18 protein-coding genes are annotated in these 19,359 nt (G+C 34.6%); 11 read left to right on the forward strand and 7 right to left on the reverse strand.

Going from position 1 to position 19,359, the window contains the following annotated elements; translation table 11 throughout:
* Positions 1–6: 6 nt before the first annotated feature.
* Positions 7–1,860 carry a CocE/NonD family hydrolase gene (locus KF816_12345; protein MBX3008803.1) on the reverse strand — a complete coding sequence of 618 codons (1,854 nt, stop codon included), beginning with the start codon at positions 1,858–1,860 and terminating at the stop codon, positions 7–9.
* A 34-nt stretch (positions 1,861–1,894) separates the two neighbouring features.
* Positions 1,895–5,596 (reverse strand): methionine synthase, encoded by a 3,702-nt coding sequence (gene metH / locus KF816_12350; protein ID MBX3008804.1) that lies wholly within the window; start codon positions 5,594–5,596, stop codon positions 1,895–1,897.
* 143 nt (positions 5,597–5,739) lie between these two features.
* Between metH and rfaD the strand changes: the two genes are divergently transcribed.
* From rfaD to KF816_12370, 4 genes are read left to right on the forward strand one after another with little or no spacing between them, the layout of a single operon-like run.
* Positions 5,740–6,717: an ADP-glyceromanno-heptose 6-epimerase gene (rfaD, locus tag KF816_12355; GenBank protein MBX3008805.1), complete on the forward strand. Its 978-nt coding sequence runs from the start codon at positions 5,740–5,742 to the stop codon at positions 6,715–6,717.
* Positions 6,718–6,727: 10 nt separating this feature from the next.
* Entirely contained in the window at positions 6,728–7,090 is a 363-nt protein-coding gene (locus KF816_12360) for a four helix bundle protein (GenBank protein ID MBX3008806.1), read from the forward strand.
* On the forward strand, positions 7,090–7,551 hold the full coding sequence (locus tag KF816_12365) for an 8-oxo-dGTP diphosphatase (protein MBX3008807.1): 462 nt from the start codon (positions 7,090–7,092) through the stop codon (positions 7,549–7,551). Before KF816_12360 ends, KF816_12365 begins: the two co-directional genes overlap by 1 nt.
* A gap of 8 nt (positions 7,552–7,559) precedes the next feature.
* Positions 7,560–8,099, forward strand: coding sequence for a hypothetical protein (locus KF816_12370; protein MBX3008808.1), 540 nt, complete (start codon positions 7,560–7,562; stop codon positions 8,097–8,099).
* Here KF816_12370 and KF816_12375 read toward each other — a convergent pair whose 3' ends face one another.
* Positions 8,100–8,897 carry an alpha/beta fold hydrolase gene (locus KF816_12375; protein ID MBX3008809.1) on the reverse strand — a complete coding sequence of 266 codons (798 nt, stop codon included), beginning with the start codon at positions 8,895–8,897 and terminating at the stop codon, positions 8,100–8,102.
* A 129-nt stretch (positions 8,898–9,026) separates the two neighbouring features.
* Here KF816_12375 and KF816_12380 point away from each other — a divergent pair, with 129 nt between their 5' ends.
* Entirely contained in the window at positions 9,027–10,022 is a 996-nt protein-coding gene (locus tag KF816_12380; GenBank protein ID MBX3008810.1) for a CHASE2 domain-containing protein, read from the forward strand.
* 94 nt (positions 10,023–10,116) lie between these two features.
* Positions 10,117–10,806 (forward strand): hypothetical protein, encoded by a 690-nt coding sequence (locus KF816_12385; GenBank protein MBX3008811.1) that lies wholly within the window; start codon positions 10,117–10,119, stop codon positions 10,804–10,806.
* A 33-nt stretch (positions 10,807–10,839) separates the two neighbouring features.
* Here KF816_12385 and KF816_12390 read toward each other — a convergent pair whose 3' ends face one another.
* From KF816_12390 to KF816_12400, 3 genes are all read right to left on the reverse strand, one after another.
* Positions 10,840–11,388 carry an LOG family protein gene (locus KF816_12390; protein MBX3008812.1) on the reverse strand — a complete coding sequence of 183 codons (549 nt, stop codon included), beginning with the start codon at positions 11,386–11,388 and terminating at the stop codon, positions 10,840–10,842.
* Position 11,389: 1 nt separating this feature from the next.
* Positions 11,390–11,809 carry a secondary thiamine-phosphate synthase enzyme YjbQ gene (locus tag KF816_12395; protein ID MBX3008813.1) on the reverse strand — a complete coding sequence of 140 codons (420 nt, stop codon included), beginning with the start codon at positions 11,807–11,809 and terminating at the stop codon, positions 11,390–11,392.
* Between the two features lie 61 nt (positions 11,810–11,870).
* Positions 11,871–14,126: a response regulator gene (locus KF816_12400; protein ID MBX3008814.1), complete on the reverse strand. Its 2,256-nt coding sequence runs from the start codon at positions 14,124–14,126 to the stop codon at positions 11,871–11,873.
* 135 nt (positions 14,127–14,261) lie between these two features.
* Between KF816_12400 and KF816_12405 the strand changes: the two genes are divergently transcribed.
* Positions 14,262–14,849, forward strand: coding sequence for a phosphatase PAP2 family protein (locus KF816_12405; GenBank protein ID MBX3008815.1), 588 nt, complete (start codon positions 14,262–14,264; stop codon positions 14,847–14,849).
* Position 14,850: 1 nt separating this feature from the next.
* Positions 14,851–15,624 carry an AMP nucleosidase gene (locus KF816_12410; protein MBX3008816.1) on the forward strand — a complete coding sequence of 258 codons (774 nt, stop codon included), beginning with the start codon at positions 14,851–14,853 and terminating at the stop codon, positions 15,622–15,624.
* Here KF816_12410 and KF816_12415 read toward each other — a convergent pair.
* Complete coding sequence (locus KF816_12415; protein ID MBX3008817.1) at positions 15,621–16,523, reverse strand: EamA family transporter; 903 nt, start codon at positions 16,521–16,523, stop codon at positions 15,621–15,623. The two genes, KF816_12410 and KF816_12415, sit on opposite strands and share 4 nt — an antisense overlap.
* 117 nt (positions 16,524–16,640) lie before the next feature.
* Here KF816_12415 and KF816_12420 point away from each other — a divergent pair, with 117 nt between their 5' ends.
* The 3 genes from KF816_12420 to KF816_12430 are packed head-to-tail and all read left to right on the forward strand — an operon-like array spanning position 16,641 to position 19,348.
* Positions 16,641–17,864: a mechanosensitive ion channel gene (locus KF816_12420; GenBank protein MBX3008818.1), complete on the forward strand. Its 1,224-nt coding sequence runs from the start codon at positions 16,641–16,643 to the stop codon at positions 17,862–17,864.
* On the forward strand, positions 17,861–19,021 hold the full coding sequence (locus tag KF816_12425) for a hypothetical protein (GenBank protein ID MBX3008819.1): 1,161 nt from the start codon (positions 17,861–17,863) through the stop codon (positions 19,019–19,021). The genes KF816_12420 and KF816_12425 overlap by 4 nt, the downstream gene beginning before the upstream one ends.
* 3 nt (positions 19,022–19,024) lie before the next feature.
* Positions 19,025–19,348, forward strand: a complete 324-nt coding sequence (locus KF816_12430) for a cupin domain-containing protein (GenBank protein MBX3008820.1) — start codon at positions 19,025–19,027, stop codon at positions 19,346–19,348.
* Positions 19,349–19,359: the final 11 nt, after the last annotated feature.

Genomic DNA, 19,359 nt, shown 5'->3' on the forward strand with positions numbered 1-19,359 from the left:
ATAATTCTATTTAATTATTGAAAAGTTAATGGATGACGGATATTGTTCGGAGAAATAAACTCGGTTTACGGCTTTCTGAAAATCGTCATCGCCGGCGTTATATATATCAACAAACTTCTGAGGATTTCTATCAAAGAAAGGGAAAAAGCTGCTCTGAATTTGTACCATAATTTTATGCCCCTTTTTGAAAGTATGATCAATGTCGTTCAAATTAAATTTTACCTGAGTAATTTTATTGGGTTCAAACGGTTCCGGATTTTCCATGCTGTTTCTGAATTTACCTCTCATTATTTCAAAACGTATTAATCTCTGATATCCACCCATTTCAGCTGTGTTTTGTCCGGATTCATTTTTTGTATCGTCAGGTAAGACATCTATAATTTTTACAATCCAATCGGAATCAGTGCCGGAAGTGGATACATACAGGTCTGCTGTTATTGGTCCCGAAATAGTAAGATCACCCTCCAGCTCAGATGTTTCATAAACAAGTACATCTGGGCGTGATGAAGCAAATCTCTGATCCTCACTCATGTATGTTCTATTATACATTTGCTGTGAATCATGAAATCGTGCAGTATAAGGAACTGGTTTCTTTGGATCACTAACATATTCATCGCATCTAATCTCTTTATTTGTCGAAGCTTCCCATTTTAATTTTTGCGACTCACTCAAATAAAGTGTTGAACTAATTTTTGTGGAGGATGGATAATTATCGTACGAAACCCATTCGTTGCTCCCCGTTCTATAAGTTACAACTTCAGGAATATTCAAAGATCCCTCCCCCTTCAAATAATAATTGAAGAATGGAGTAAGAATATTTTTGTTATAATATTCACTAGTATTTTGGAGGAATTTAAAATCGCCAAAGGTAGAACCATCACTACGCGACCAGCCACCGTGGCTCCATGGACCCATTACGAGATAATTGTTATTTACCGAATTCTTCTCTTCAATTGATTTATAAATATTTAAGGGACCATATAAGTCTTCCGAATCGTACCATCCTCCAACTATTAGGGATGCCGGTTTTACATTACTAAAATGAGGAAGATTGTTTCTCGATTGCCAAAACTCATCGTAGTTACCATGTTTAACTATCGAATTCCAGAATGGCAGTTTTTCATGAAAATACTTTTTATTAATATTAGAAACCGATCCTAGTTTCAGAAAAAAATTATACATATCAGGTGACGCATATGGATCAATAGATTTCCATTTAGTTGTTAAAGAATCGCGTGGCTGATCAAATGACTTGAAAAAATTAAATGACATTGCCAAAGAGAATGCGCCGTTATGGTGCATATCATCACCAATAAACCAATCTGATATTGGAGCTTGTGGAGATACAGCTTTGAGCGCCGGGTGTGCATCAATTAAACTCATCGCCGCATAAAATCCAGGATAAGAGATTCCCCATATCCCCACATTCCCATTATTATATTTTATATTATTTATAAGCCAGTCAATTGTATCGTAAGTATCGGTTGTTTCATCAATCTCATTATTTTTCTTATTAGGGATATACGGACGCATATTTACGAACTCCCCTTCACTCATGAATTTACCTCTCACATCCTGAAATACAAAAATATTTCCCTCTTTGGCGAGTTGTTCATTTGGAGAAATATTACGGGAATAATTTTCAATTCCATATGGTGAACATGTATATGGAGTTCTAACCATTATTATCGGATATGTTCTGGATGTATCTTTTGGTGTATAAACCGCGGTAAAAAGTTTTATTCCATCTCTCATTTCTATTCGATATTCACTTTTGGAATAATTCTCTTTTATCCATTCAACAGTTTGAGCAATATTTATTATATTGAATAAAAAGAGAATCAATAAAACTTTTTTCATTTTTACTCCGAAAAATTTGTTTCTAGTAATTTCTTTATTCCTCTACTTCATCATATCCGAGTATCGGTCTCAACCATTTCTCGGCTTCCTTTAAACTAATTCCTTTTCTTCTTCTGTAATCTTCCACTTGATCTTTGTTAATCTTACCGGTATTAAAATATTTTGCGTTTGGATTCGCAAAGTAAATTCCACAAACTGATGCTGCGGGTGACATTGCTAAATTCTCGGTGAGATTAATTCCAATTTTATCTATATCCAATAATCTCCACATTTCCAGTTTTTCAGTATGATCGGGTTGAGAGGGATAGCCCGGCGCCGGACGAATACCCTCATATTTTTCATGAATTAATTCTTCAAGTGATAATTTTTCATTTGGAGAATAACCCCAAATTTCTCCTCTAACTTTTTGATGCAGAAGTTCTGCGAATGCTTCGGCTAATCTATCCGCTACTGCTTTAGTTAATATTGAGTTATAATCATCATGATTTGCTTCAAAATGTTCGACCAACTGATCAACTCCAATGCCTGTAGTTACTGCGAATAATCCGATGTAATCTAGCTTTCCTTCAGCTTTAGGAATTATAAAATCTGATAACGCTAAATTTGGTTCACCCGCCGACTTTAATGATTGCTGCCGAATTGTATGCATTGTGGCAAGAATTCCGCTTCTAGAATCGTCGGAATAAATCTCAATATCATCACCAACTGAATTTGCGGGGAATAATCCAATGATACCATTTGCACTAATTAGTTTCTCTTTGATAATTTTTTCTAGTAGAGTATTGGCATCATCAAATATTTTTTTTGCTTCATTGCCATATTCCTTATTCTCAAATATCGAAGGATATTTACCCTTAAGTTCCCAGGTAAGAAAGAAAGGAGTCCAATCAATATATTTCGCAATCTCCTCAATCGAATAATTTATTAATTCCTCTTTCCCAATTATGTTTGGCTTAATTGGGTAATAATCATTCCAGCTAATTTGCAGTGAATTTTTTCTTGCCTGTTCAATTGATAGAAATTCCTTATTGGACTGCTTTGCCAAATGATTTTCACGGATTGCATTATACTCAAGTTTTATTTTTTCGGAATAATCTACTTTAATTTCACTATTCAAAATATTTGATACGGTTGCAACACTTTTTGAGGCGTCAAGAACATGTATCACCGGATAATCATATTTGGGTGCAATTTTTACCGCAGTATGAATTCTTGAAGTAGTTGCGCCTCCAATTAATAATGGAATTTTAAACTCTCGCCGTTTCATTTCCTCAGCTACACTCACCATTTCATCAAGTGATGGTGTAATCAATCCGCTCAACCCAATAACATCTACATTATTTTCTATAGCGGCGTTTAGTATAGTGGCAGTTGGGACCATTACCCCCAGATCAATTATTTCGTAACCGTTGCATGATAAAACAACCCCTACAATATTTTTCCCGATATCATGAACATCTCCCTTAACTGTGGCGAGTAAAATTTTTGGAGCTTTACTACTCTGTGTTGTTTTGCTTTCACTCTGCATTAATTTTATATGCGGTTCTAAAATCGCTACTGCCTTTTTCATTACCCGCGCGCTCTTTACTACCTGAGGCAAAAACATTTTTCCGGAACCGAACAAATCGCCAACTACATTCATTCCATCCATTAAAGGACCTTCAATTATTTGAAGCGGTGAAGGGTATATTTTTTTTGCTTCCTCAATGTCCTCATCAATAAATTCGGTTACACCATTAATTAATGAATGTTTTAATCTCTCTTCAACATTAAGTTTTCGCCACTGAACTGATTCTTCAACTTTTTTAGAATTGTTCACAAATGAATCAGCAAATTCAACCAATCTTTCTGTTGCATCTGATCTTCTGTTCAGCAAAACATCTTCTACTCTTTCTAATAAGTCCTTTGAAATTTCTTCGTATACAGCGAGTTGACCCGCATTAACAATGCCCATGTCCATCCCGGCTTCGATAGCATGGAATAAAAACGCGGCGTGCATTGCTTCACGAATTGGTTCATTACCACGAAATGAAAAAGAAACATTACTAACACCGCCACTAACTTTTGCCAGCGGTAAGTTGTTTTTAATCCATTTGACAGCTTCAAAATAGTTTAATGAGTATTGATTGTGCTCTTCAATGCCTGTTGCAACGGCAAAAATATTCGGGTCAAAAATTATATCTTGCGGAAAAAATCCAATTTCTTCAGTCAATATTTTATATGCTCTTTTGCAAATATCAATCTTTCTTTGAAAAGTTTCGGCTTGCCCATCCTCATCAAACGCCATAACAATTACAGCGGCGCCATATTTAAGTATCTTCTTTGCCTGTTCCTTGAATACAGCTTCACCTTCCTTTAAAGAAATAGAGTTTACAATTCCCTTTCCTTGAATGCATTTTAATCCTGCTTCAATTACACTCCATTTTGATGAATCTAACATAATCGGAACTCTCGCAATATCCGGTTCAGTAGCAAGGAGATTGAGGAATTTGGTCATTACTTCTTCAGAGTCGATCATTCCCTCATCCATATTTATATCTAGAATCTGCGCGCCATTTTCAACTTGTTCCCGGGCAACAGATAGCGCTTCATCATATTTTTTTTCTTTGATTAACCGAGCAAATTTTCTTGAACCGGTTACATTAGTACGTTCACCAATATTTACAAAATTAGTTTCGGGTCGCAGAATCAGCGGTTCCAATCCGCTCAATCTTAGATATGGTTTTAATTCGGGCAAAACTCTCGGTGGAATTTCCTCTGCTATTTTTAAGAAAGCCTTAATATGTTCCGGTTTAGTACCGCAACATCCGCCAACAATATTCACATATCCTAATTTGGCAAAGTCTCTTAGAACAGATGCCATCGATTCAGGAGATTCATCATATCCGCCAAACTCATTTGGTAAACCGGCATTTGGATAAATACTGATAGGCACATCTGCAATTTTTGAAAGCTCAGCTACGAATGGACGCATCTGTTCAGGTCCCAAAGAACAATTTAAACCAACGCTTAATAAATTTTTGACATGCGAAACAGAAATCCAAAATGCCTCGGTATTTTGTCCTGAAAGTGTTCTGCCGCTTTGGTCGATCACGGTTCCGCTAATCATGATTGGTAAATCAATTCCTCTGGACTCACAGCATTCCATTAATCCAAATAATGCTGCTTTTGCATTTAAAGTATCAATGATTGTCTCAACTAAAAGAATATCTACTCCCCCATCAATCAAGCCATTGGCCTGCTCAATATATGCTTCTTTAACTTGGTCAAAATTAACTGCCCTGAAACCTGGATCTTCAACTTGCGGAGACATTGAAAGAGTTTTATTGGTTGGGCCTAGTGCACCGGCAACAAATCTCGGTTTCAATGGGTTTTCAGCGGTGAATTTATCTGCCTCAATTTTTGCGATTTTGGCGGCTTCATAATTTATTTCATAAACATATTTTTCAGTTTGATAATCGGCTTGCGAAATTGAAGTTGCATTAAATGTATTAGTTTCAATTATATCAGCACCAGCTTCGAGATAAGCACGGTGAATAGCAGAAATGATTTGTGGCTGTGTCAATACTAGCAGGTCATTATTACCTTTTAATTCTACCGGATGATCTTTAAATCTATCACCTCTAAATTTTTCTTCAGAAAGTTTATACTGCTGAATAAAAACTCCCATCGAACCATCCAGCAATAGTATTCGTGATTTGAGGAGGTCCCTCAAAACAGTTAATTTTGAATCCATTATTTTTCCAATCAACTTTTATTATAATTGAATTTTATGGAATTAAGAATTTGTGCGTTAATCCTGATTGCCCTAGGATCTTTTGATTAGGAACTTTTATATCCTTAATTTTGACGCAAATATAATAAATAATAGAGAAGATTATGATAGTAGTTACCGGAGGAGCTGGTTTTATTGGAAGCGCGCTTGTTTGGAAATTAAATGAGTTGGGAGCAGATAGAATTGTTATTGTAGATGAATTAGGTAAAGATGAAAAATGGAAAAATTTAAATGGACTTAGGTACTCCGACTTTTATCATAAGGATGATTTTATCTCTCTAGTATTGCAAAATAGTATTCCATTTAAAATATCATCGATCATTCATCTAGGTGCTTGTTCCGCTACAACTGAAAAAGATGCTGATTTCTTAATGGACAATAATGTTCATTACTCCCAAGAACTCGCGAAGTTCGCACTCGAAAAAGGGATTCGATTTATTTATGCTTCATCAGCGGCAACATATGGTGATGGCTCATTCGGTTATAATGATAATGAAGACGAATTAAATATTCTCCGCCCACTAAATATGTATGGGTATTCAAAACATCTTTTTGATACATGGATTAAGAGAAACGGATTATTAGATAAAGTTGTGGGGGTGAAATATTTTAATGTTTATGGACCAAATGAATATCACAAAGGTGATATGCGAAGTGTGGTTCACAAAGCTTTTGAACAAATTAGAGATACCGGAAAGGTCAGCTTATTCAAGTCTTATAATTCCGAATATAAAGATGGTGAACAAATGAGAGATTTTATATACGTTAAAGATGCGGTTGACATGACTTTATTTTTTCTAGAGAATCAGGAAAAGAATGGGATTTATAATGTTGGGACGGGTAAAGCTCAAACTTGGATTGAATTAGTTACGGCACTTTTTAACGCCTTAGGAAAACCTGTAAATATAGATTATATTGATATGCCAGAGGAACTTAGAGGTAAGTATCAATATTTCACTCAAGCTAATATTGATAAAATTAGAAGTGCCGGTTTTAGTGCTGATATAAATTCTGTTGAAATCGGTGTAAATGATTATGTTAAAAACTATTTATTGAAAAAACAGTATTTCGGATTAAGCTAAGGTTATAATTTTGCAGCTTGAAACAACAAAATCGAGAAGTGAGTTTAGAAAAAGGATTTACTTCTTTACACTAAAACTTATTGAGTTTATTGATTTACTGCCGAAAGATAATCTATCGTTACGGATCGGCAATCAATTGTTCAGCAGCGGAACAAACGTTATTAGCAATTATATCGAGGCGACTGCAGCATCAACCAAAAAAGATCTGAATTCATATACAGTAATTGCACTGAAATCAGCGAATGAATCAAAGTTGTGGCTGGCACTACTGCGCGACAGCAAGCGAGCTAAAACTGAAAAAGTAAAATGGTTTCTTGATGAACTTGATGATATTTCTAAAATCTTGACTTCTTCCATTAATTCAGAAAAATGATGACCCAGCTCGCAACTCTTTGTTATGTAATGCACGAAAATAAAACTCTTATGCTTCATCGTGTAAAAAGAGATAATGATTATCATAAAGGAAAATGGAACGGACTCGGAGGTAAATTTGAAGCGGGCGAATCCCCTGAAGAGTGTGCAAAAAGAGAAATACTGGAAGAGAGCGGCTTAGTGATTGAGAACCCAATACTTAAGGGGATTATTACTTTCCCATTGTTCGATAAAGTTAAAGATTGGTATGTTTTTTTATTTACTGTAAACAAATTTTCCGGAGAATTAATTCATTCGAATGAAGGAAATCTAGAATGGATTGACAACGAGAAATTAACCGATCTAAATTTATGGGAAGGAGATAAAATTTTTATTCCATGGCTTTTTCAGGATAAATTTTTCTCGGCAAAATTTAATTATGATGATGGCGTCTTTAAAAACTATACAGTTAATTTTTATTAAATAAGATAATGTTAAAAAAATCTACCTCAGAAGTTGATAATATTCAAAACTGGACGCTGAATAGCGAACGTGCTTTTTGGGAAAGCAGGTTAGATTACCGGATAAGTTTTTATATACTTTTTTTAGCTATCATTGTTGCCGGTTCAATTTTAGTCACTACTAAAGAAATGACCCTTTTTATTCTATCAATCGCAGTCATTATCCTCTGGGTGCTTACAGCGGGAATAATCAACGCAGTGAGAAAGGTAAATATAATTGTTAAGGAATTATCAAAAAACGAAAGCAATCCCATAATTAATATTGATAAAAAAGCTAAAGGAAAATTAATTAGATTTATTCAAGGATTTTTGCTTCCAATAGTCTGCTCCTCAATTTTTACGCTCATCTTTCTTGCCGGCTTAACTGGCGTATACGACCTAAAGCCGGTATCTAAGTCTATGCAATCTTTAGAAAAAGAAATTAAAAAACAGATTGAAAAGCCCCTATCAAAACAGAAAAAAGATAATCCATCGAAGTACTTCCAGGCTGTCGACAGTGTTTCCGATTAATTAATGAATAAAGTTATTCCTCATAAATCCGTAAATCAGATCATTAACATTATCAGGATTTTCTAGAGCGGTTAAATGTCCTGCTCGCGGTACAACAGCAAATTCTGCTCCGGGGATTTTTTCAGCCATTGCTCTCATAACTTGAGGCGGTACGATTTTATCGAAAGCTCCCGCGATAACTAGGGTAGGAATATTGATCTGTGAAAGCACTTCTGTTGTGTCGGTGCGGCTCATTATCGCAATTAAAGCGCCTTTAACTCCAATAGGATTTTGGCTATAAGTTTTTAAAAGAGTTGTTTGAAACAACTGCTCGTTTTCTTTAGGAGTTTCATCAGCAAAGCAATTCGTCACGAACTGATCACAAAAATTTGGCAACCCTTTTGTATTAATCTGATTTATTAAAGAGGATCTCTTTAACTTAGCGGCATTGTCATCTGCTTCCGATTTAGTATTGCATAATATTAAGCCACCGAAATATTCAGGTCTTTTCTCGTAGGAGCGAAGAGCTATGTAACCGCCCATCGATAATCCGCATAATACCGGTTTATATAAATGTAGTTGGCACATTATTGTGTATAAGTCAGATACAAAGAATTCCATTGTATACTGTCCATCACCTACAAAGCTATCACCCAAACCGCGAACATCAAATGTTACACAATAGTACTCATCCTTCAAATAATTAACTTGTTGACGCCACATACATTGATCGAAGGGAAAACCATGAATAAATACTATTGCCTTCTTCGATTCATCTCCGTATGTTTTGACGGTAAGGCCATTAATATGTAAACTCATAAACTACCTCGCTATGACTAATTGTAAATTTATGGAACAATTTTAATACAAATTTATCTTTTTATGATTCAGTTACAAAAATTAAAATTTTTGAAAAAGACTACTCTAATATCTTTTTTGATAGTATCTTTGAGCCTTAATTTTATTTATAAGGTAAACCCTCCTTCATTTGATAAGCAAATCAAGAATAGTTACGGATTAATTTCTCCAAAAGTACCTCTCGACTCTTCAATAGTTTTATTATTAATAGGTGAATCCGATTTGAATGAACTTGGTGGTTGGCCTCTAAAAAGAAGTTTGTATGCTCAACTAATCATAAAATTATTAAAACAAGATGTCGACAAAATTGCGATCGAGATAATTTTTAGTGATACCGGCGAATCGAATAGAGTGTTCGATTCTGTTATTAATCATTCAAGCAAAATTACTTTATCTTCACTTCTAACAAATAAAGACAAATTTGGCAATCAATTAGATAGTAATTCCTTAATATATTCATACCCTAAAACAATTTACCCAAAGATTAATTCTGGTCATCTCAATTTTTTTGATGAGGATGAGATCATTATCCCATATAAAATTATTAGCGGAAGTATTGAAGAGAAAGCTTTCGCTGTGAGTGTCTGGGGAAAAGATAAATTCAACTCCGCTCTTTTGATTAAACCTAATTTATATCGACGTTACTGCGATGCCCAAACAATCTCCTTAATAGATTATTTAAACGAGCATCACGATGGTCTTAGTTTAAAGGGAAAAACAGTTTTTATTGGCAGGGAAAACAAAATTAATTCTTCATCTCAACTATTATATAATAAAGAAGACATGACCGGATTAATGCTTCATGCAATCACATATGATAACTTGAAGAATCATCGTATCATCTACTCTCAAGGTTCCGATTTTGTCAATTTGTTTTTTAATTTAATAATTATCATTTTTATTTTATTCGGGGGATCTAAATGTCGAACTCTAATCTGGATGGGTTTAGTTTTTCTAGTTTATTTAATTGGATTTAGTCTTTTTGTATTTTTTGAATGGGAATTTAATTACTCAAACTTGTTCTATATCATTGTGGCTTTGGGAATAATCGACTATGTTTATACCAGAATACTCAAATTATTATAAGATAAATATAAATCGCTTCCAGGATTAGATGCGCAATTAAACCATTTACCGGAGCATCCTGTCAAAAGCGGGCAACTAATAAAAAGAGGTAGTTATGAAAAAAATTAAATTATTGCTCACTCTCTTATTGTTTTCGTTTGTGATATTTACCGCATGTAGTGATGAGGAAGTGACAGCACCGACACAACTCGACTTTGACTCACCCCAATTTGCTATTATAGATTTTAATGATCTCGATCAAGCTGTTGAAAATCTGTCGCTAGAAAAAGAGATGGGAATGAATCCCCAATTTTTTAACTATTCATTTCTTACACTAGATGGTGGACTTAGAGCTGGGAATCCAAATCATAATGGCAATCCATGGATGCAAAACTTTGATCTTGGGAAACATCTTGGAAGGATATTCCGAGTTCTTAATCTTACCAATGATCAAAAACTCCAAGTTCGTGATTTAATGAAATCTTATCATGATAAGAATAAATTACTTGTTAGAAAATTTCATGAGGCTAATAAAGCTATTGTGGAACAAGCTAATATAGAAAGAAAAGCAATCCTCGAACAAGTGAAAGATGGTACATTAACCAGAGATACCGCAAGACCATTACTAGAAGAAATCAATAAAAAAACCCGTGAGACAATTGCCGCTAATCCGGTTTCAATAGAAGTAAAAGCCGAGCTATGCACAAACAATAACGCTTTAATGGATTCCATTAAAAACATTTTGAATGAAGATCAGATTAAAAAATGGGACGACTTTAAGAGCAGGATGAAAAGTCCTTGCTGAGATAATAATTTTATCAAAAAGCCGCATTCAGATTTAATGCGGCTTTTTATTTTTTAAAGATTTCATTATATGATCTGCGCAATCTTCAACATTTTCAAAACATTTACATAATCCGGTTTTTCTTTTTTCACTTTCAATCTGCTTTTCCATAATCGGAACAATTTCATTCCATATTTTACCGTGACATGCAAAAGGTTTTTCTTCAAGCATATTTTTATTTATGTACTCCCAAACTAAGGCGAGTTCTAAAAGAGTGCCTGTACCTCCCTGCAAAACGATATATCCGTCGCCAATCTCAATAAGCTTATTTAGTCGTTCGAATAAACTGCTGCATACAATATTTTCAGATAAATACTTGCTGGGTATCGAATTATAGATATTTAGAGTAACCCCAATTGCTCTGCTTCCACTTTCAATTGCACCCTTCGAAACCGCATCCATAATTCCTTGAAATCCTCCTGAACAAATACCAAATCCATTAGCACCCAAAACTTTACCCAATTTATAGGCAACTTCATACTCAGCATCTCCCTCTTTAGGGATAGAGCTGCCAAAAACAGTAATATATTTCTCAATTGTCATCTTATTTTCCAGTTAATTGCACTATTACATTTCTATTTCTAGGTCGATGATCAAATTCAATGAAAATAATTTGCTGCCAGGTACCCAATATCGGTCTTGAGGAAGTAAATGGAATTGTGAGCGACGCACCTTGTAAGGATGCTCTTATGTGAGAATAGCCATTTTCATCCCCCCAAGTTTTATCATGCTCATAGCTTATGTTTGATGGAATTATTTTTTCAAAAAATTGAGGATAATCTTTTATCAATCCCGGTTCATATTCTATGGTTGTGATTCCTGCCGTTGAACCGGCAACAAATATCAGTGCGCTCCCCTCTGTAAATCCACTATCCTTAATAATTGTTGTTACATGATTTGTTATATCGGTGAGATCAGTCTTTCCTTTTGTAGTTAAAGGAAATGTAAATGTTTTTATATCCATAAAATATTCTGGGTTTGAAATACTTTTAAAGCAAATAAATTTGAGGTCAAATTTAAAAGGGCTATCTGCCGGAGTTTAGCCACTGATCAATAGTAATTTTCAGGAAATGTATATTTATTGGTTTAGCAATATAATCATCCATTCCTGCAGCTAAACATCTTTCCCGATCCTTCATACTGGAATGAGCTGTAACCGCAATTATCGGTATTCTGGATGCGCTACTTCTCAAATCACGTATTTTTTTAGTTGCGGCAATTCCATCCATATCGGTCATTTCTACATCCATCAAAACCAGGTTATAGTTTTCGGTGACCACATGATCAATTGCATCTTGGCCAGTAGATACAGCATCAACGTCATATCCAACTTCTCTTAAAATTTTTAATTCGAGATTTTGAGAAATTGGATTGTCCTCAACAAGAAGCAGTTTCTTTTTCTTTTTCTGTTCCACTGGTTTTTCAGTCAAATCAATTAGCGATTGAACTGGCTCGTTTTTGTTGCTTACTTGTGAGTGTTCAATTTCTGTCTCCGCAATCTTTGCGTCCATGTTTAATCTAAGCTTTATATTAAACGTAAACTTTGTGCCAAATCCAACTTTACTTTCAACCGAAATTTGACCATGCATTAGTTTAACAAATTCCTTCGCGATAACTAATCCTAAACCGGTTCCCTCTTTGGAACCTTTTTTGGTTTTAACTTGCACATAAGGTTCAAATAGCAAATTAACTTTTTCACTTGGGATACCGTGACCTGTATCTTGAACCACAAATAGTAAATCAACATGTTCATCTGACCGTGATTGAACATTGACAGACAAGGATACTTTTCCAACCTCTGTGAATTTAACGGCGTTACTTAATAGATTAATTACAATCTGACGGATTCTGGTAGAATCGCCAAAAAGTTTTACAGGAATGGTTGGATCAATGAAAACCTCATAGGCAAGACCTTTATTTTTTGCCGGCTGGGTAATTATAGAATTGACCTTTTTTAATTCATTTTCAAGATTGAACTCATAAATATCCAGGTCCATTTTTCCAGCTTCAATCTTAGATATATCCAAAATTCCATTTATTATATCTAATAATGATTCTGCCGAGGTTCGAGCATCCTTAGCGAAACCTTTTAATTCCTCTTTACTTTCAAATAGATCATTTTCTATTAATGTTAAAAATCCCATCACGGAATTCATTGGCGTACGGACTTCATGGCTCATGCTTGCTAAAAATTTGGATTTGAAGCTGCTTTCCTGCTGAGCTTTTTTAGCAACAGTGTCCGCCTTTAGTTTTTCGAGACGAAGAGCATCAAGAGCTTTTTGTTTATCCTGTTCTGCCAGTACTTGTTGAGTTATATCCTGCAGACTTCCTTCCAAAAAAGAATTTGCAAAATCATCTTCATCGCTCAATCTCACATTCATTCGCACAGTTATTTCGGAACCATCCTTTTTAGTAATTGGAACCCTATAGTTTCTAACCTTGCCCTGCTTTTCAAGAAGTTTTTCAAGCAGTTCCCAATCGCTTTTTCTCTTAAAAATATCGCTGGCAAAGTTTATTTTTTTAATCTCTTCTTCGGTTGAAAAACCAAGCATTTTTAAAAAAGCGGGGTTTGCTGTAACAAATTTCCCATCCTTAGCAAATTGAAAAATTCCTTCAGCCGAGTTTTCAAACAAATTTCTGAATTTTTTTTCGGAGAGCGATACCTCAAAGTTTTTAAATGCTGCATCCTGCCTTAATTTATAATTTATATAACTTGCCACAATTGCCATCAGACTTATAATTATAACGAGGATTACAGATTCGACAATATTGGGAAGTAGATATACACTCTTAGTATTCATTACAATTGAAACCCCGAAGACGAGATTGTAATAAATAGCTACAAAAATTTGATTACTCACTTCCCAGCTCAGGAATAAAGAAGCAGTAAATAGTATAAGACTTATCAATTGTGAATTAAATACCAGTGTATTTGGAATGAGATAAATCATCACACCGAAAGAGCAAATTATTGAAAGTAAAAGCAGGTGGACTAAAAAAACCGGATGTTTTTTGCCCAGTTTTGTATTTGCTACAACTAAAAGTATAAACGCTATAGAAACAGCTGATAGGCGGGATATATATATTAGATGTACTTTAGTAGTGAGTTGACTAAAATAACGAACCTCAAAAACCAGTGCTAAAATACCTGCAAAAGTAGTGAACCAGGCTAGAGCGGTAAATGGCTCAATCAAGAGTTTATTAGCTTCCTCTTTAAAAAAATCATGTTTTTTTTGCTCGGAAGTGGTGCTATTTCTTGAGTGTGATTCCGTTTTACTCACAATGTTAATTCCACCGTAAAATTAATTCTTATGATAATATTCTAAAATATCGCTATTTTTCGAAAAATTTCAGAGCTTAGATAAAGAAATTTGTGTAAATAATCAATTAAATGAAATTTGGATGAAGGAAATATGATTGAGTTTTTAGAAAGTATTGATATTTCAATTTTTTATTTTATAAATAATACATTATCGAATAAGTTCTTCGACAAGTTATTTCCCTTTCTCACAGAGGTTAAACATTGGTACCTTGTTTATCTTATTGCCTGGTTACTTGCAATAATAAAAGGTAATAGATTAGTGCGAATATCCGCAATAGTAGTAATTATTGTTATTACAGCGGCAGATCAATTCAGCAGTTTCTTTCTAAAAAATTTATTTGAGAGGGTAAGACCCTGCAATGTGCTATCCGGAGTAAATGTTTTAACAAACTGCACCGGTTCATTTTCATTTCCCTCTTCCCACGCGGTCAATAATTTTGCGGTAGCCGTTTTTTTTACATATCTATTCCCAAAACAAAAATGGTACTTTCTCACGATTGCAATATTGATGGCGTTTTCGAGACCATACGTAGGCGTTCATTATCCTTCCGACGTGGTAGGAGGAGCTATTATCGGCGGGGTAATTGGATATATATTTGCACTTTTAACAAAATGGGTTGATTCTCTTTTCGGTAAAAGAACTAAATTAACAGACAAATATGAAAGGATAGAGTTCAAATAAAATGAAAACAAAACTTGAAATTGCTAAAAATTGGCTTCCCCGATATACTGGGACCGAAATTGATGATTTCGGTGATTATATGTTAATTACCAACTTTCAAAATTATGTTGAAAAATTTGCCGACATTTTTAATTGTGACGTGAATGGCGAAGGAAGACCAATGAAAACGGCAACAAATAGTAAAGGTCTTTCAATAATAAATTATGGAATGGGCTCCGCAAACGCTGCTACAGTAATGGATTTATTAGTTGCAAGGAAACCTAAAGCAGTATTGTTTCTTGGTAAATGCGGCGGATTAAAAAGATCAACAGAATTAGGCCATTTCATACTTCCGATTGCCGCTATCAGAGGTGAAGGAACCAGTAATGATTATCTCCCGGCAGAGGTTCCGGCACTGCCTTCATTCAAACTTCATAAATTTATTTCAAATAAAATTATTCACAAGAAGTTGGAATATAGAACCGGGGTAATTTATACTACAAATAGAAGAGTTTGGGAGTGGGACAAAAATTTTAAAAATTATTTACGCAGGATTGGGGCAATAGGAATAGATATGGAAACAGCTACTATTTTTATTGTTGGTTATGCAAATCAAATTGCGAGAGGAGCTCTCCTACTTGTTTCTGATTTACCGATGTTTCCTGATGGAATCAAAACAGAAGAATCGGATAAGGCAGTTACAAGGAGATTTGTAGATATGCACTTAAATATTGGTATTGAGGCAATGACCGATTTAGAAAGTAAAGGAGAAAAGATAAAACATTTTACTTTTTAATTTTTTTGGGGAGTGTAATTCTCGCTTCCCTTCTTAACTAAAAGAACTCCGGCAAATATTACTATAGCCGCAACAATAACTGATGTGGTTATTTGTTCATCTAAAATTAGCCAGCCTAAAAAGAGAGCTATCACAGGATTTACATAAGCATAAGTTGATACTAGAGATACCGGTAAATGGTTTAACGCATAAATATAAGAGCCATAACCAATCCACGAACCAACAGCAACTAAATAGAAAAATGCAATTAGTCCTTCACTCGAAAATTGTATTGCTTTTATTTCACCTATTGAAATTCCAAACAAAGTCATTACTATTCCAGCAATAGACATTTGAACAGCAGCCCCCATTAATGGGGCAATCGAAACTTTCTTGTATTTAGAATAAATTGTACCGCCCGCCCAACCAATAACAGCTAAAAGGATTGAAACTACTCCCAAAATATTTTCTGGTTTGAATAGTTCCTTAAAATCGCTTCCAAAAATTAAAATCACACCAATTAAGCCAACAACAATTCCCAACATTACGATTAAATTGGGTTTGCTTTTTCCGGGAAGAAGTGATTCAATGCCAACCATCCAAAATGGAGTGGTAGTAATCAATAATGCGGCGAGTCCGCTTGATATGTATTGTTCGGCAAATACTACAAAACCATTGCCTACACCGAGCATTAATATTCCAGAAATTGAGAGATGAATAATATCATTTGGAGTAGGAAGTTTATACTTTCTAAAAGCTAAAAATAAAAACATAATTGGACCAGCAATAAACCAGCGGAGCCCTGCAAATAATACAGGGGGCAAATCTTCAACACCAATTCTTATTGCCAGATAAGTAGTTCCCCAAACAATATAAATAGAAAAAAGAGAGAGATAAGCACTTGATTTATCTTTATTCATCACATTTGAAAAATTTAGGGGCTAAAGTTACTTAATTTGTTTCAATAAATAATTATTTAAAAAACATTATTTTCAATTTCATTTCACTGAAATATATTAGAAACAAGAAGGCTTAGGATGATTGAGCAATTAAAAAATATTATTAACGATAACAAGTTTTTTAATAATGAACTAAAGTATGTTGCAATTATCTTACTAGCATTTTTAGCTTATTTATTATTTCGTAGAGTTTTAATTCCATTACTAAAAAAAGTAGCAAAAAAAACCACAACCGCATTCGATGATATTCTATTTCAAAAAAAAGTACTCCACCGATTTTCTTTGTTAGCTCCAATTATAGTACTCAAGAGTTTCACATATCTGCTCCCCTTGCTTAAACCTTTTCTCGATACACTCTTTTCGATTTCATTATCCCTTGTAATAACATTTACAATTGGAGCTATACTCGGTACAGTTTCCGAATATCTTCAGCAGTTAGAAAAATTTAAAGAACGTCCTATAAAAGCATATATTCAAATAGTTATCATAATTGTTTATTCTGTTGGCTTTGTTTATACTTTTGGGTTAGCTATTGGGAGTTCACCAATGCAGATAATTACCGGCTTGGGAGTTTTTACTGCGGTAATTGCTTTACTTTTTAAAGACCCGATTCTTTCATTTGTTGCTAGCATACAAATTACCTCGTACGATTTAATAAAAGTTGGCGATTGGATTGAAGTTCCAAAATATAATGCAGATGGCGATGTCATCGATGTTTCATTGAGTGTTGTTAAAATTCAAAATTTTGACAAAACCATAACATCAATCCCAACATATAAATTAATAGAAGATTCCTTTAAGAATTGGCGGGGGATGAAAATTGCCGGTGCTCGGCGAATTAAAAGATCAGTTTTTATTGATCAGGCGACAATTAAGTTTTGTGATGATGAGATGATCGATAAGTTTGAAAAGATAAAACTCATTTCAGAATACATAAAAATTAAAAAAGCTGAATTGGCTGATTACAATAAAAATATTGAACAATCAGCAGAACTTGTTATAAACCAAAGAAGATTAACAAATATTGGTACATTCCGCGCATATCTGATGGAATACTTAAAACAAAGAAATGATTTGAGAAAAGATTTTACTTTTATTGTGCGTCAACTTGAGCCGGGACCTGAAGGTCTTCCAATTGAATTATATATTTTTGTTGACACCACAGAATGGGCAGTATATGAGAATATTCAATCCGATATTTTTGATCAAATACTAGCTGTAGTATCTCAATTTGATCTTGGAATATACCAGCGACCATCGGGCAAAGATTTTTCATCAATTTTAACGAAAGAAAAAATATGAAAGCAACCGCAGCAGAAGCAATTGCATATGCTCTACTCGACCTGGGGGTTGAGATAGTAACCCACGTTCCTGGATATGGAGGGAGTGAGACTTTTCAAGCTTACAATACTTTATCACAAAAAAGATTGCCCCATTCCTACCATGAGGAACCGGCTTTTACAATTGCTCATGCGGCAAGTATGCTAGGGAAAAGATCGACAGTGTTAATGAAAGTTCATGGATTGACGAAGGCGGCAAATAGTGTTACAGACTCACTCTATACTGAAATCAATTCCGGTTTCGTGACTCTTCTCTTTGAAGATAAAAGTGGCCGGCATTCAGATAATATTATGGAGGCATCCCCAATATTAGCCGGTATTTCAATGCCCTTTAAAATTGCTAAGACTGAAAATTTATATGAAGATGTAATTGATTCTTTTTTGGAATCCGAGATGAAGAAATTGCCGGTGGCGTTAATTATTAATTCATTAGATGTGAAGAATGAAGTAAACTTTGAAAGAAAAACAGTGCCGACAAATAAAGTTTTATACACCCGAGATATCTATAAACATGTTGTTCATCCGATGCTCGCCGATTATCAATACAAAGTTTTTGTGGCAAAAAAATTGGGGGGAAACACCTCAATAATCACTAAAACTGAATTGTCTCACGTACCGGATCAACTGCCGGAGAGAGCAAAAAATGCGGTGACAAAATATCTACCGATTGCTGAGGTGTATAAAAATTTTAGGGGTGATATTGTTACCGGCGATACGACCGCCGCTAGTGCATTGGCGTTTCCTCCATACAATTTAGTTGATATGGTTACATACATGGGGGGAAGCATTCCTCTCGCAATAGGTGCTTATTTATCAGGTTATAAAAATGTATGGGCATTCACCGGGGATTTTGGTTTTCTATCTGTCGGGAGTATTGGTTTAATTGAAGCAATGAATCGTGAGGTTCCAATAAAAATTTTAGTATTCTATAATCGTGCTGCGGCATCAACCGGGGGCCAACCGGTTAACAAAAAATTACTACGCCATATGCTTGCCGGATTTGATAGTAATATTGTTCATATTTCCGATCCTTATAATCCATTAGAAATTCAATCGGTATTGGCTGAAGTATCTGCCGTTGATGAGTTAAGAATTGTAATTGCAGATTTCCCCCAATAAAAAATGATTACAAAAAGAAACATATTTCTTGATATACCCGACAATTTAAGAGATGAATATTTTGAAGAAATCTTTTCTGGGGATCAATTCAAATTGGAGAGAATTATTTCGAAGGGGCACAAATCTCCTCCCGACTTTTGGTATGATCAGGATAAAAATGAATTTGTAATGCTGATTTCGGGCAGTGCCGAAATATCATTTGAGAATGAACCGGCAATTCAATTGGTTAAAGGAGATTATTTAATAATTCCATCTCACAAGAAACATAGAGTTGAAAAAACAGACCCGGTTCATCCGACCATATGGATGGCACTTCATTTCAAATGAAACTTTCTAAA

It is taken from the genome of Melioribacteraceae bacterium (genome assembly GCA_019638015.1).
GTDB lineage: Bacteria > Bacteroidota > Ignavibacteria > Ignavibacteriales > Melioribacteraceae > JAHBUP01.